The organism is Phormidium sp. CCY1219 (assembly GCF_055795085.1).
The window spans coordinates 1-14,310 of the sequence record NZ_JAYFEQ010000951.1 but is presented as its reverse complement, the minus strand read 5'-3'; the positions used below and the strand labels follow the sequence as shown (position 1 = coordinate 14,310).

Genomic DNA, 14,310 nt, shown 5'->3' with positions numbered 1-14,310 from the left:
TTGATAATGATTATCATACTATAAAAAGGAGTCGTCAGCGATGCCCACTAAAAAAAGGCGATCGCCGATGGACTCCCTCTTTGTTGGATCCAAAGCCGATGGGCTTGGGGATAACCTTATAGTGTGAGGAAATTAGATGGTATTTTGGGTGCTCTGGCAACAATCAAGCAGAACCGCGATCGCCACGGTGACGATCGCGGCAACTTTGTTCCTCTCGACTCCGGTGCCCGGATCGGCGCAGTCGGCGTCTTCCCCAGATCGCGGTCCGAGGGCCTCGCTGACACCCTCGAACCTCCTTCACCTGTCCCAGCAAACCCCCTCCCCCCTGGAACAGGTGAACTCGGTGTCGGATCTTAGTGACGTTCAACCCACAGACTGGGCGTTTGCTGCTTTACAGTCCCTTGCCCAACGGTACAATTGCTTGTTAGCCTATCCCGACAACCGCTATCAGGGCGATCGTCCCCTGACCCGCTATGAATTTGCGGCGGGTTTGAATCTCTGTCTCAATCGGATCGCCGAATCGATCGACAACCGCGCCGCTGATTTGGAGGGAGAAGATTTATCCCGCATTCGCAAATTGCAAGCCGAATTTTCCGCCGAATTAGCAACATTACGAGGTCGCGTCGATGCTTTAGAAATTCGCACGGATTCTTTGGCCGCTAATCAGTTTTCCGCTACTACCCAATTGGTCGGCGAAGCTAGCTTTTTTCTCAGCGGCGCACTGGGGGACGAAAAAGCCAATGATTCGGGAGAATCGGTGGAGTCAAATACGACGTTGGATTATCGGTCTCGGTTGATTTTTAATACCAGTTTTACCGGGAAAGATATGTTGAAAATGTTTTTGGTTTCTGCCAATTCAGCTAGACTGGGGGGAGAGGTGACGGGAACGAATATGACTCGGTTGGCTTTTGATGTGGATACGAATGGCTCGGTTATTTTGGGGAAGATGTTTTATCGGTTGCCGGTGGGGGAAAACTGGCGGGTGAATGTGGATGCAGTTGGCGGGGGATTTAATGCAAATGTGCCGACTTTTAATGAGTTTTTTACTCCGGAAATTACTGGGGCGCTTTCTCGATTTGGCCGCTTCAATCCGATTTATCGCCAAGGGTTGGGCGGGTCGGGCTTGACCCTGACTTATTCACCGAATTCGGCGGTTTCTTTATCTTTGGGATATCTCGCCCCCAATGCCAGCGAACCGACTGGGGGAAATGGCTTATTTGACGGTCGCTTTGCGGCACTCGGACAGGTGGCGTTTGAACCGAGCGATCGCTTCAGAGTGGGGGTGACTTACGTGCGATCCTACGCCCCAGGGTCGCAGGTGGCGGTCTCTGGGGCGATCGGCAGCCAACTGGCAAATCGGCCATTCGGTCAAACGGCAACTTCTACAGACCATTTCGGCGTGCAAACCTCTGTGGGGATTGATTCTCACTTGATTCTCGGCGGATGGGCGGGTTTGACCCTGGCTCGTGCTGAAGATGAAGGGGTTGGGGTTCGCCAGGGGGATGATGCAACGATTTTTAATTGGGCGGTGACCTTAGCCGCTCCCAATTTGGACGATCGCGGTTCGCGCGCCGGCATCGTCCTCGGACAGCCGCCAAAAGTGACGGATAATGACGGTGGAGAGTCGGATGAGGATACTTCGTTTCATTTCGAGGGGTTTTATCGGTATCAGATGACTCCGGGAATCGCGATCGAACCGGGTTTTTTGGCGATCGTCAATCCGGAACATGATGCGGATAACGATCCGATTTGGATCGGCAATCTGCGAACGATTTTTCTGTTTTAACGGGATTTGGCGGGTTCGATGGACGAGCTTCATGGTCGGGAGGGTCTTTACTACAGGACTTACGCACCACCTTCACGGGTAGGGTGGGCAACTTGTTTGCCACCCTACAGCTTGTCTGCTATAATTAAGAACGATTATCATTTTTATGGAGAAGGAATGATTACTGCTGTGGCTGGACCGTGCGGTGTGGGGAAAACCACTTGGATTCGAGAACAGATTGCCCGAGGGGAGAAAGTGCTGTACTTTTGCCCCGGTTCTGACACTTTGCCCATCGACCCAACGTGGATAAGTGCCAATTTTCCCCAGGTGCAAATCTTGAAAGTGGGGGAGGAGTCCCAATTGTTGGAACTGGCAGAAAATGCGGTGGCCTATATCGAGCTAGGATTTCATCTGGACTTTGAGGCGATCGCCCCGGTTTTAGAGCGATATCAGTGCGATCGGGTTGCCATTGTTCCTCAAGGGGTGGAAAATAGTCCCTGGGAGGATTGGAGCGATCGCGTCGTCTTTGTCCCGAGAAGCGAACTTTCCGGAGAGAAACTGGAGATGGTTCGCGGCGTTCTCACCGGAGAGATTCTCGATCCGCCGAGTTTGGAGGTATTTTGGTACGAACTCACTCACGGTGCTTATGGGAAGGTGAGCCGGGTGAAAGGCATTTTTGAACTGGCTGACGGTCAATGCATTGCCGGCAATTTTGTTGCTGATGGCATGGCGGTGGATTTTCAGGCGCTCGATTTACCGCTGTGGTTAGACGGAAGACCCGATCGCTTCAGCGGCATAGAAGTGGTGGGAGAAGGTTTAGATCGAGAAGCGATCGTTAGCACTTTGCAAGATTTCTGTCTTTCTGATGCCGCGATCGCTTATTCCCAAGAACAAATCAAAGAAAACTTACAACTTCCCCAGGAGGTTACGTGATGAAACTCGCCGTCATTTCTTGCATTCATGGCAATATTTTCGCCTTAGACGCCGTTTTAGCCCATATCGAGGGGCAATCCGTGGATAGGATTTTTTGTGTGGGGGATCTGGTCGGATATGGTCCGTTTCCCAATCAAGCGATCGAACGTATCCGCCGCTTAAATATTCCCACTTGTGCCGGGTGCTGGGATGAAGATATTGTGGAAGGATTGAACGCCTGCGAGTGTAGCTATCCCTCCGTTTTGGCCGAAAGGCGCGGCAAACTAGCCCACGAATGGACCGATCGCGAAATTTCTCCAGAAAATCGCGAATTTCTCGCTCAACTTCCCCACAGTTTGCGTCAAGATAATCTCGCCTTCGTTCACGGGAGTCCCAACAGTCCTCACGAATATTTGTTGCCCGATATGGATGCTTTTGTCGCTCTAGAACGAGTGTTCTCAACCGAGGCAGATGTTCTCTTTTGCGGACATACTCACGTTCCCTACGTTCGCACCCTCGATGCCGGCGAATTAAAAATTCGCATCACCCAAAATCACGACCAACAAGGACAAACTTTCACCACCCCACTCAAACGCATCGTGAATGTCGGATCCGTAGGGGAACCGCGTCACGGACGACCGAACGCTACCTATTGTATTTATGATACCGATACCGAACGAGTAACTCTCAAAGAAGTCAGCTACGATTATCAAAAAACCTGTGCGGCAATTGTGGAAAAAGGACTCCCGAAAATTTTTGCGTGGCGGTTGGCTAAGGGTCTGGAATATGCCGAACGCGCCGATAATCCCACCCACATTTGCGAGCGGTAAATGAAGTTGAGGCTATCTGCACTGGAGACTCTTAATGAATTGGGCAATTTTAAGCGGTATTGAAGGGAATTTGGCTGCCTATGAAGCGGTGCTATCCGATATTCACAGACAGAATAATTCAGTAGAAAATCTCTATATTATCGGCGATGTCGTCGGACCGCATCCGGACTGCGATCGGTTAGTCAAACGCATCATAAATCCCCGCAGCGGCGAACGGCAACCGCAAGTTTGTCAGGGATGGTGGGAAGAACAATGTCTGATTTTACACGGACTCGGACGCACTGGAGAACCCACCCAGTTAATCGAAGGGTTTGGCTATCCAACTGTCAAGTTACTGTGGGATTCTGTTTCTCGCTCGACCCTACAGTGGATTCGTTCTCTTGAGTTTGGGTTCTTGGAACTCGATTGTTTGTTGATTCACGGTAGCACCCTGGGGGTTGATGATGAAATTACCCCCGATACTTCCCCTTTAGTTATTCTAGATCGCCTCATGCGAATCGGCGCAAATTCTCTGTTTTGCGGTCGGTCTGGATTAACGTTTCAGTATCAAATTGAAAGCGCAGCGGTTCGAGATACTCTCGCGTCATTAAACCGAAGTGAAGCCGAATCAACAGTGATGCAAACAAATCCTCGTCAAGCGATCGGCGTGGGTCGTGTGGGACGCATCCCAGGACAAGCTACTTATACCCTTTTCAATCCAAACAGCGGCGGAATCGAGTTTAAAACGGTTTATTATGGTCCTCGAAAAGGATTTTCGTCGCCTCTGGTAGCTTGAGTCTCGCAACCCAGTTGAAAGCTAAAAACCGCTCTGTAGGTTTTTGAATTCTGCACTGGCCCTAACCGTCTTCTAATGCTGGCGATATTGCTCGATATTATGTACTCGTGCAAAAATAATTGCAGAGGGTAGGGTGGGCATCGCCACTCTCAGAGGTACCAATCCCGCATCTGTTCTCGAACTGCCAACCCGACAAACTATTAAGGCTTTAACGGACAGTTAAAATGTTAAAATTTTGTATAATGATTCAGTGAAATTTTCAAATGAATGCCAATTACAATTTCCCAAGTAACATGTCTAAAAAAAACCATTCTCCAGAAAGCAAAATGCCCGCTGATTCTCAAGGACAAAGATTGATATTTCCGCGTCCCCGTCGCCTGCGTCGCACCCCTACTTTGCGACGCATGGTGCAGGAAACTCACCTGAGTGTCCGGGATTTGATTTATCCTCTATTTGTCATGGAAGGGGAGGGGCAAAAAGTGGAAATTCCATCAATGCCCCAATGCTACCGCTACTCAGTAGATTTATTACAAGAAGAAGTTGCCCGAGTGGCGGAGCTGGGAATCAATGCGATCGCGCTATTTCCAGTGATTCCTGAAGCGAAAAAAGACGAAAATGGCAGGGAAAGCTACAATGAAGACGGACTGGTTCAGCGCACGGTAAAAGCCATTAAACAAGTCCGGCCCGAAATTCTGGTAATTACTGATGTCGCCTTGGATCCTTACTCCCCCTACGGCCATGATGGAATCGTAGATGAAAAGGGTCAGATTCTCAACGACCCCACGATCGAAGTGTTAGTCAAACAAGCGCTTTCTCATGCCAAAGCCGGTGCGGATATTGTAGCACCGTCTGATATGATGGATGGACGAGTCGGAGCGATTCGCAAGGCAATGGATGCTGAAGGTTATTTTGATGTGGCAATTCTCGCTTATTGTGCGAAGTATGCTTCGGCTTATTATGGCCCGTTTCGCGATGCGTTGGATTCCGCACCTAAATTTGGAGACAAGAAAACCTATCAAATGGATCCGGCAAATGCCCGAGAAGCATTGAAAGAAGTGGCGCTCGATATTGCTGAAGGGGCAGATATCTTGATGGTCAAACCGGCTTTAGCCTATTTAGACATTATCGCCAAAATCAAACAATCCACTCATCTGCCGGTGGCGGCTTATAATGTGAGTGGCGAGTATGCGTTAATTAAAGCGGCGGCTCAACAGGGTTGGATCGATGAGAAAACAGTGATTTTAGAAACTTTAACGAGCATGAAACGGGCAGGTGCAGATTTGATTTTGACTTATTTTGCTCCAGAAGTGGCGCTGATGTTGCAATAATTGTGCCCTGGATTTTCGCCAGAATCCCGGCGCGCCCTTTGTTTATCTTATAGACCTCGGGAAAATCCGAGACTTGGTATTTTCCTTGCCATACGCTCTGATTGACCATGATTATCCTTTTAGTAAAGGAGGGACGAATATAGTGCAAGCGATAGAGAGGAATAAAGTTCCCGTGACGGTCATCTCGGGTTATCTCGGGAGTGGGAAAACCACTTTGCTCAACCGCATTCTCACCCACCAACATGGCAAAAAAGTGGCAGTGATTGTCAACGAGTTTGGAGCGGTGGGTATCGATAACCAACTGGTCATCGATACCGATGAAGAAATATTCGCGATGAACAATGGCTGTTTGTGCTGTACCGTGCGCGGCGATTTGATTCGGATTATCGGTAATTTAATGAAGCGACGCCACAAATTCGAGCGGATTGCGATCGAGACCACGGGACTGGCAGATCCCGGACCGGTGATTCAGAGCTTTTTTCTGGATGAAGATCTGCGATCGCGCCTGTCGATCGATGCAGTAGTGACCCTGGTGGATGCCAAACATATTTGGCAGCACTGGGAAAGCAGCGAATTGCAGGAGCAACTCGCCTTTGCTGATGTCATTTTAATTAACAAAATTGACCTAGCTAACGAAGAAGAATTAGTCAGACTAGAAAAGCGAATCCGAAGGATAAATGCACTCGCTAAAATCTATCGCACTCACCAGAGTCAAGTGGAGATGAATGCCCTCCTGGGAGTCAGCGCTTTCGACCTCAATCGAGCGCTGGAAATCGCTCCAAATTTTTTAACTGAAGACGCCCACGAACATGATGAAACCTTGAGTTCCATCGCCCTGGTAGAACCCGGTGCATTGGATGGAGAGAAGCTCAACAACTGGCTGGCGGAATTGTTGCAAAATCAAGGGCAGAACATCTTTCGGATGAAGGGAATTTTCCATCTGGCTGGGGAAGACGATCGCTTTGTGTTCCAAGGGGTGCATATGTTATTTGATGGCGCTCGTGACCGACGGTGGAAACCCCAAGAAACCCGCAAAAACGAACTGGTATTTATCGGTCGCGAATTGAACAAAATCCAATTAGAAGAGGGGCTAAAAAGTTGTTTAGTTTAGGACAAGATAAGCAACCCAAAATCGGCGTTTCGCCTCCTTGGCGAAAACACTGGCAAGCTATGTTATCCGATTACGTGACTGGTTTAACTTGGTCGCCAGACGGAAAATTTTTAGCGGCAATTTCCGCAGCGGGTGAGGTGGTAGTATGTGACAATTTCCCGGAGCCATCGTTGAAATACTTGCAAGATAAAACCGGGGGGTCGATGGATTGTATCTCGATTTCCGGTGATGGAAAGTTTGTCGCAGCAGGTGGACAAGAGGGAAAGGTAAAAGTTTGGCAAGTTGATGCAAAAGAAGGGGAATTAATAGCCACTCTAGAATGGGGGAATTGGATCGATAAATTATGCTGGAGTCCAAAAGAAAATTGGCTCGCATTTAATGTGGGATCCGAAGCGATCGTCTGGGATGCAGGGAGAAAAGAAAATCTGGCGAGGCTGAATTTTGAGACCTCTAGCATTTTAGCGATCGCTTGGCAACCCGGTGGAGAATATTTGGCGATCGGCGGCAATCTAGGGGTAAAAGTTTGGGATCGGCGAGATTGGCACAAGTCGCCTTATCACTTAGATCTACCGTCAGCATCAGTGGCGATCGCTTGGTCTGTAGATGGAGAGTTTCTTGCTGCTGGAAATCTCGATAACTCGGTGCTTGTGCTGTCTTTCAGCAATCCTGACTCTTGGAGTATGCTCGGGTTTGAGGGCAAAGTGCGGCAACTGGCCTGGTCCGATCGACCCACTACACTTGGTGCGCCGTTGCTGGCGATCGCCAGTGCGGAACAAGTGACAATCTGGGAAAAGCAGTTCGACGAAAGTATCGGATGGGACGGTTGGGAATTAAGCGGACATCTCGACGTGGTTCAGGCGATCGCCTTTCAACCGCAAACGTTTCATCTCGCCTCCGCCGCCGAGGACGGTCAAGTCTGTATCTGGTACGATGCAGAACAGGTGTGGCAAATGCTTCCCGGTGCGCCAGATGGTTTTTCCTGTTTAGCATGGCATCCCAAAAATGAATTTCTCGCCGCTGCTGGTGCTAACGGAGAATTACTCATTTGGTCTCAATCCAATCCCGGTCAAAAATTTGCCCGCTCTTGGCCTAATTAAGCCTTTCTTCTCCGCATCAAACCTAAACCCAACCCTGTTGTATTTGTTAAGAAAATCTCTGCCATGTCTGCACCTTTACCAGAAAAACTAGCTCAAATCGTCCAACGCTTTCAGCGCCACTCCGATGTCAAAAAGCGTTACGAACAGTTGCTGTGGTACGCCAAACATCTACCACCTTTTCCCGAAGAAGGCAAAAGTCCAGAAAACAAAGTCCCTGGCTGCATTTCCCAAGTTTATATTACCGCTTACTTCCAGAACGGAAAAATCTATTTTCAAGGAGATTCCGATGCTCAGATATCTAAGGGATTGCTCGCCTTGTTAATCGAAGGCTTAAATGGACTAACTCCCACAGAAATTATCAACCTATCCCCTAGCTTTATTCACCAAACTGGCTTACCTGTCAGTTTAACCCCCTCTCGGTCTAATGGCTTTTACAATATATTTAAGAAGTTACAACAAAAAGCAATGGTCTTGCAAAATACTTCTTCACTGCATTCGCCTTAAACCCTGACGATGCCCGATTCGAGTCGCCATCCAAAAGAATGGCTTAATCCCCTGGCCATCTCCTGGGGTTTGGTTGTTAACTTTTACGGTTTTTTATGGACAGTAAGCTAATGAGTTTATCTAGTTTTCCCAATGGAATGTCTGCCGCCTCTGTGCGCTCTTCTGTTTCAGAGAATATTCAATCCCAGGTATCTGAATTAGAAATGATTCAGGCAGTGCGAACGCTGCTGATTGGACTGGGAGAAAATCCCGATCGCGAAGGATTGGTCGATACTCCTAAACGAATGGTCAAAGCGTTAAAATTTTTAACCCAGGGATATCATCAGTCCCTTGACGAATTGCTCAATGGCGCAGTTTTTACAGAAAATACCGATGAAATGGTGTTGATTCGGGATATCGATATCTTTAGCTCCTGCGAACACCATATTCTGCCGATCCTCGGTCGCGTTCACGTTGCTTATATTCCACAAGGTCGGGTGGTTGGATTGTCTAAAATTGCCCGAATTTGTGAAATGTATGCGCGACGCTTGCAAGTGCAAGAACGCTTAACCGCACAAATCGCCGATGCGATCGAAGGATTGCTCAAACCTCAAGGGGTTGCTGTGGTGGTGGAGGCCACCCACATGTGCATGGTGATGCGCGGCGTAGAAAAACCGGGTTCTTGGACGGTTACCAGTGCCATGCGGGGTCTATTTGCTGAAGATCCGAAAACTCGTCACGAGTTTCTCACCTTAATTCGTCATCCCCCCACATTCCGCTAACATCTTACCCGATCCAGGCCGTTGTCAAATCATGGGATGATATCGAGATTCCTTTGACTGGGGTTCCCAGAGGATGCTGGGAACTTCAGGAAACTATCCCTCCCTACATTCGATATGCAAAATGATTTGGCTGCTTTTTAGTCAGCCATTTTTTTATGGATGAAAGTGCTACAAAATTCTATATATCTCACTTCCTGAAAAATACCGCTCGTGGAGACCCGCGATCGGTTTTTGGCGGTTACATCCAACAGGTCTGGGGCGTAAGTTTGTTATTTCCTTCCACCGGATACCAGCGCAAATGGCTCCAAAAACATCCGGATTGTCGCCTAACAGCAGTTTCAGGTTTTCTGTGATGGTCACAATCCAGCGAAATTGAAGGGTGTTATCTGCGATTGGCTGTCCGTCACTGTCGGGGTAAACGATTTTTTTAGCGTGGGAAACCATACACACTTCTCCGACTATCGCCTCAGTTTTAGCGTCTCTGCGAAACTACAGAATTTTTTCAAAGACCGCTCTGGTTTAATTATAGTTTAAAATATAAAAAAAAGGCACTCGGTTTTTCGCGATCGCTTGTCAGACCGAGGGGCAATACCCAATCGGCGACCAAGGGCATCTTTTCCTAATGCTGGCGCTTCTGTTTTTTCCACATGCCTGGTGCTAAACTGATAAAATCGGATTGACAAGGCAACCCATCAGGAGGAAATCCATGACCCAAAGCCTTGACCCTACTATTTTACCCCCTCCCTTTCCCGACCACACTCAGTTACCCGAGTCGGATGGTACTTTTGTGAAAAACTTTCAGGAGCATCCACAAAGCATTTTGCTCACCGATTCCCTCGGGCCAGTATTGCAACGCATTCATCCCGACGGACAATATGCGATCGGGCAAGATTGCGGCATTTATTGGCGCGAAACCGACCCCCCGGAAAAAGGAGCGGAGGCCCCGGATTGGTTCTACGTTCCCAATGTTCCCCCAAAACTTGACGGTCAAATTCGCCGTTCCTATGTGCTGTGGCGAGAATATATTTCGCCGCTAATTGCCTTAGAATTTGCTTCGGGAAATGGGGAAGCAGAACGCGATCGCACCCCATTAAGACGAGGCGAAACGGGAGAACCGACCAAACCGGGAAAATTCTGGGTTTACGAACAAATCGTGAAAGTTCCCTACTACGGGATTTACGAAATTAACAATGGCAAGTTAGAAGTTTATCGCTTAGTCAATGGCTTTTCTTATCAGAAAATGTCTCCCAACGATCGCGGACACTATGCGATCGAACCTTTAGGGGTAGAATTGGGGTTGTGGCACGGTAGCTATCAAAACCAAACCCAACTGTGGCTGCGCTGGTGGGACGATCGCGGGAATCTCTTGCTCACCGGATCCGAACGGGCCGAAGCCGAACGCCAACGGGCCGAAGCCGAACGCCAACGGGCGGAAAATGCAGAACGGGCGCGCCGCGATTCAATTCCCCGGTTATTAGCAATGGGATTAACCGTGGAACAAGTTGCGGAAGCGCTGAATTTAACCGTGCAAGAAGTCCGAGAAAATTCTCCGGATTAAGGCGATTTTTCGATGGGTTTCCGGTGGATTATATCCTGTCCGGTGGATTACCCATCGAAACTAGCCCGCGTAGGAGCAGCTCAGTCCGCATTTAGCCCTACCCTGACCCAGGGGATTTTTCAGACTTATGGAATGAGCGGATATGAGATAAGATAATAGATAGCCGTAATCGAGTTTTGTTTGAGCAATTATGACGAAGACCGGAACCACGCAATCAACGCCATCCAACGTAGCTTCCAGCTATACTAGCATTGGGGGGACGAAGCAGAAGTATGTTTGGCACTGGAACCAGCAAGCGATCGCGGTTGCTTACGAAACGCGGGGAGAAGGGACGCCGATGCTGTTGCTTCCGGCGCTGAGTACCGTGTCCAGTCGCGGGGAAATGCGCGAAATTGCCGCAGGATTATCCGATCGCTTTCAAGTGGTGGCCTTAGATTGGCCGGGATTTGGCGACTCCGATCGCCCCGCCCTCGACTATTGCCCGCAATTATACCATCAATTTCTGGCGGATTTCGTTGCATCCACCTTCGATCGCCCGATCGCGATTGTAGCGGCGGGTCATGCTTCCGGGTACGCCATGCGACTGGCGAAAATGCAGCCAGAACGGGTAGACAAAGTGGTGTTAGTCGCCCCCACGTGGCGCGGTCCCCTGCGGGTTATGGGAGTGCCGGATCCGGTGCGAGATTTTGTCCGAGAAATGGTTCGCACCCCGGTTCTTGGCGATTTGCTTTACGATCTCAATACCCAACCGGCCTTTTTGCAATTCATGTACGAACAGCATGTGTTTGTGGATAAGGCACATTTAACCCCGGAGTTTATCGCGCAGAAACAGGAGAATACCCAACACGCGGGGGGTAGATTTGCACCGGTGGCTTTTGTTACCGGCACCCTGGATCCGGCAAGCGATCGCGCCGAGTTTCTCGGATACTTTCAACCCTTACCGGTGCCGGTGAAAGTGATTATCGGCGATCGCGTTCCCTCGGGGTCGAGAACCGAAATGCAAACCCTGACGCAGTTACCGGGAGTGCTGTCAGAAGTGCGTCCCGGTTCTTTGGGAATGCACGAAGAATATCCCGCTGCTGTATTGGAGGCGATTGGGGACTTTGTGTAAGAGTTAAAATCGCCGTCGGTGGATAACGAATTAAAGCGGGCGATCGCCCGCTTTTTAGGAGTTTAGTCCCAGTTTTTCAGCAAGCGCAATCCGCTGAGAGTGACTAACAAAGTAGAACCCTCATGTCCCATCACCCCCAGGGGCATGTTGAGACTCCCGGCAAAATTGGCGATTAACAATAGGGCGATAAACCCGAGAGCAAAGGCCATATTTTGCTTGATAATCCGATTGGCGCGACGCCCTAACTCAATGGCGCGATCGAGTTTCTCTAGCCGATTTGCCATTAACACGATATCGGCAGTTTCTAAGGCAACATCGCTTCCCGCCCCGCCCATTGCAATGCCGATATTGGCTAAGGCTAAAGCGGGAGCATCGTTAATCCCATCTCCCACCATTGCTACGGTTTGATACTGTTTCTGAAGCTGTCGAATAACGGTGAGTTTCTCTTCGGGAAGCAAGTCGGCATAGAAGCGATCGATGCCCAGTTCTCTGGCGACGCTATTGGCGGTTTGTTGGTTGTCGCCGGTGAGCATGACTATCTGTTGGATGCCCAGTTTCTTTAACCGTTTCATCATTGGGCGGGCGTGAGGGCGCAGGGTGTCGGCGAGGGAAATTAAGCCGATAATTTTCCCGGATTTTGCTACCCAAACTACGGTTTGTCCAACGGATTCTAAACAGGCGCTTTTTTGGCACAATTCTTGAGGCAATTCGGGAACGATATCGCGCAAAAAACTGCTTTTTCCTACCCAAATTTTTTCGTCGCCTACTTCTCCGGAAATCCCGTGCCCGGTTTGCGCTTGCACTTGAGTGGCGGCTTCCCAGGAGAGGGATTGGGCTTTGGCGGTACTGGCGATCGCTTCACCGATGGGATGTTCGGAACAGGATTCTAAGGCGGCGGCTAAGCGCAATACTTCGCTTTCCGAGTATCCGCTGGCGGGGATAATTCGCTTTACTTGAATGTCGCCAGTGGTCAGGGTTCCGGTTTTATCAAATGCCACTGCTTTTACCGTGCCGATTTTTTCTAACTGCGCGCCATTTTTAAATAAAATTCCCTGTCTTGCTCCATTGGCAATTCCGGAGAGTAAGGCAGGCATAATTGATGCCATCAATGCACAAGGAGAGGCGACAACTAAAAAGATTAATGCGCGGTAAATGGTGGTTTCCCAGCTCCAGCCAAACCAAATCGGCGGCACCCACGCGAGCAGCAATCCCACCGCTACAATAACTTTAGCATAGGTTCGCTCGAATGCCTCGATAAATTCTTGGGAGGGAGGGGCGTCGGTTTGTGCTTGTTCGACTAAGCGAATGACGCGCTGAATCAGGCTGCTTTCTGGGGCGCGATCGACGCTGACGCGCAAGACTCCATTGCCATTTAAGGTGCCGGCAAAGACCCGATCGCCGATGGTTTTATCTACCGGTAACGATTCGCCGGTAATTGGGGCTTGATTCACCGACCCCTTTCCTTCTACTATCTCACCATCGGTGGGAATCAGTTCTCCGGGTTTGACTAAGACGATATCGCCGATTTGTAACTGTGCGATCGCGATTTCTCGTTCTTCTCCGCCCACGATCGCCCGCGCTGTATCCGGCGTCACCGCCATCAAGGTGCGAATGTTGCGATCGGTTCGCTGCATGGCAATATCTTCTAACGCACCGCTAATCGCAAAAATCAAAATCAGCACCGCTCCATCGATAATTAAGAAGTAGTCTGCTTGCCATAATCCTAACGCCGCCGCCCCCAAGGCGGCAACGATCATCAGTAAATCTACATCGAGTTCTTTTTCTTCCCATAAAGTGGCGAGTCCTTCCTTCGCACTTTGATAGCCGCCGATGCAATAGCCGGCGCTTAACAGTAACAGGGCGACTCCGACCCCGCCGAAGTGCAGCGCTAACCATCCTCCGCACAGGAGAATGCCACAAGCGAGGGCTGCCGCTGCTTCTGGATACTTTTGGTACAAAAGCGCCAGGGAATTTCTATACAATAACTTCTGATTCATGGTTGGTTGAGGATTTAATCGCCGGGGTGAGGTTTCTCGCAAGGATTGGAGAGGGCGCTCTCGCAGATTCGTGAGCCTCTCCGCTCGAATTTTTGTATTATAACTGATGGGGGTACCCTCCCGGTTTGTCAATCGATTATTTAACGATATTTTAATATTTTGTAACCTTTGGGGGAGCGATCGCTCTCCCGAGGGATTCGCTTCCCTTTAACTGCGAAATTTTCTCGATGCTTTGGGGCCATTTTCGGCCAAGCTCATTCTCGGATATACGCCCATAACGGGCGCTGGGAGGGCGTATCGAGTTTTGCACTCCCCTGCCGACGCGCCCCGAGTTAACACTAAAAACTAGCAATTGTGTTAATTATTGTAAAAACTGGTTATAAAACTGGAAAAATGCGATATAAATAGAAAGAACGAATTTCGACTCCCTCGAGTAGAACAACTCAATGGTTGCTAAACCCGGAGGGCGTCAATCAGGAGCAGCCAAGTCAGCACCCCGCTCTAAAGAGACGGGGCTTCTAGCCCCTGACTTTAGGTAGCTGACCAGCCTAAGCCCTACGA

Annotated in this window: 12 protein-coding genes and 1 pseudogene; 11 read left to right on the top strand and 2 right to left on the bottom strand. The window is 49.5% G+C overall.

Features of this window, described 5'->3' with window-relative positions; translation table 11 throughout:
• Positions 1–136 precede the first annotated feature (136 nt).
• The 9 genes from AC0QH1_RS30860 (at position 137) to folE (ending at position 9,083) form a co-directional block, all read left to right on the top strand.
• Complete coding sequence (locus tag AC0QH1_RS30860) at positions 137–1,786, top strand: iron uptake porin (RefSeq protein ID WP_324635272.1); 1,650 nt, start codon at positions 137–139, stop codon at positions 1,784–1,786.
• 156 nt (positions 1,787–1,942) lie between these two features.
• Positions 1,943–2,698: a GTP-binding protein gene (locus AC0QH1_RS30855; RefSeq protein WP_324635271.1), complete on the top strand. Its 756-nt coding sequence runs from the start codon at positions 1,943–1,945 to the stop codon at positions 2,696–2,698.
• A complete protein-coding gene (locus tag AC0QH1_RS30850) occupies positions 2,698–3,507 on the top strand; it encodes a metallophosphoesterase family protein (RefSeq protein ID WP_324635270.1) in 810 nt (269 codons plus the stop codon). The genes AC0QH1_RS30855 and AC0QH1_RS30850 overlap by 1 nt, the downstream gene beginning before the upstream one ends.
• A gap of 34 nt (positions 3,508–3,541) precedes the next feature.
• Positions 3,542–4,282 (top strand): metallophosphatase, encoded by a 741-nt coding sequence (locus tag AC0QH1_RS30845; protein WP_324635269.1) that lies wholly within the window; start codon positions 3,542–3,544, stop codon positions 4,280–4,282.
• A 326-nt stretch (positions 4,283–4,608) separates the two neighbouring features.
• Positions 4,609–5,610 (top strand): porphobilinogen synthase, encoded by a 1,002-nt coding sequence (hemB, locus tag AC0QH1_RS30840; RefSeq protein WP_324635289.1) that lies wholly within the window; start codon positions 4,609–4,611, stop codon positions 5,608–5,610.
• 142 nt (positions 5,611–5,752) lie between these two features.
• Positions 5,753–6,721, top strand: coding sequence for a CobW family GTP-binding protein (locus tag AC0QH1_RS30835; protein ID WP_442957398.1), 969 nt, complete (start codon positions 5,753–5,755; stop codon positions 6,719–6,721).
• Positions 6,709–7,818 carry a WD40 repeat domain-containing protein gene (locus AC0QH1_RS30830; protein WP_324635268.1) on the top strand — a complete coding sequence of 370 codons (1,110 nt, stop codon included), beginning with the start codon at positions 6,709–6,711 and terminating at the stop codon, positions 7,816–7,818. The genes AC0QH1_RS30835 and AC0QH1_RS30830 overlap by 13 nt, the downstream gene beginning before the upstream one ends.
• Before the next feature lie 63 nt (positions 7,819–7,881).
• Entirely contained in the window at positions 7,882–8,322 is a 441-nt protein-coding gene (locus AC0QH1_RS30825) for a SufE family protein (protein ID WP_324635267.1), read from the top strand.
• Positions 8,323–8,459: 137 nt separating this feature from the next.
• Positions 8,460–9,083, top strand: a complete 624-nt coding sequence (gene folE / locus AC0QH1_RS30820) for a GTP cyclohydrolase I FolE (protein WP_324635287.1) — start codon at positions 8,460–8,462, stop codon at positions 9,081–9,083.
• 262 nt (positions 9,084–9,345) lie between these two features.
• On the opposite strand, the pseudogene AC0QH1_RS30815 reads toward folE, so the two are convergent.
• Positions 9,346–9,527, bottom strand: a pseudogene (locus AC0QH1_RS30815) (Uma2 family endonuclease); the annotation flags it as partial.
• 262 nt (positions 9,528–9,789) lie between these two features.
• Here AC0QH1_RS30815 and AC0QH1_RS30810 point away from each other — a divergent pair.
• Together AC0QH1_RS30810 and AC0QH1_RS30805 are read left to right on the top strand one after the other, a co-directional pair.
• Positions 9,790–10,641, top strand: coding sequence for a Uma2 family endonuclease (locus AC0QH1_RS30810; RefSeq protein ID WP_324635266.1), 852 nt, complete (start codon positions 9,790–9,792; stop codon positions 10,639–10,641).
• 190 nt (positions 10,642–10,831) lie between these two features.
• Positions 10,832–11,752: an alpha/beta fold hydrolase gene (locus AC0QH1_RS30805; protein ID WP_324635265.1), complete on the top strand. Its 921-nt coding sequence runs from the start codon at positions 10,832–10,834 to the stop codon at positions 11,750–11,752.
• 62 nt (positions 11,753–11,814) lie between these two features.
• Here the strand turns inward: AC0QH1_RS30805 and AC0QH1_RS30800 are convergent, their stop codons facing one another.
• Positions 11,815–13,749, bottom strand: coding sequence for a heavy metal translocating P-type ATPase (locus AC0QH1_RS30800; RefSeq protein ID WP_324635264.1), 1,935 nt, complete (start codon positions 13,747–13,749; stop codon positions 11,815–11,817).
• Positions 13,750–14,310: the final 561 nt, after the last annotated feature.

Coding starts and splice junctions, on each gene's coding strand:
- hemB (WP_324635289.1), top strand. CDS start 4,609: ATGCCCGCTGATTCTCAAGGACAAAGATTGATATTTCCGCGTCCCCGT.
- AC0QH1_RS30850 (WP_324635270.1), top strand. CDS start 2,698: ATGAAACTCGCCGTCATTTCTTGCATTCATGGCAATATTTTCGCCTTA.
- AC0QH1_RS30860 (WP_324635272.1), top strand. CDS start 137: ATGGTATTTTGGGTGCTCTGGCAACAATCAAGCAGAACCGCGATCGCC.
- AC0QH1_RS30825 (WP_324635267.1), top strand. CDS start 7,882: ATGTCTGCACCTTTACCAGAAAAACTAGCTCAAATCGTCCAACGCTTT.
- folE (WP_324635287.1), top strand. CDS start 8,460: ATGTCTGCCGCCTCTGTGCGCTCTTCTGTTTCAGAGAATATTCAATCC.
- AC0QH1_RS30810 (WP_324635266.1), top strand. CDS start 9,790: ATGACCCAAAGCCTTGACCCTACTATTTTACCCCCTCCCTTTCCCGAC.
- AC0QH1_RS30855 (WP_324635271.1), top strand. CDS start 1,943: ATGATTACTGCTGTGGCTGGACCGTGCGGTGTGGGGAAAACCACTTGG.
- AC0QH1_RS30805 (WP_324635265.1), top strand. CDS start 10,832: ATGACGAAGACCGGAACCACGCAATCAACGCCATCCAACGTAGCTTCC.
- AC0QH1_RS30800 (WP_324635264.1), bottom strand. CDS start 13,749: ATGAATCAGAAGTTATTGTATAGAAATTCCCTGGCGCTTTTGTACCAA.
- AC0QH1_RS30845 (WP_324635269.1), top strand. CDS start 3,542: ATGAATTGGGCAATTTTAAGCGGTATTGAAGGGAATTTGGCTGCCTAT.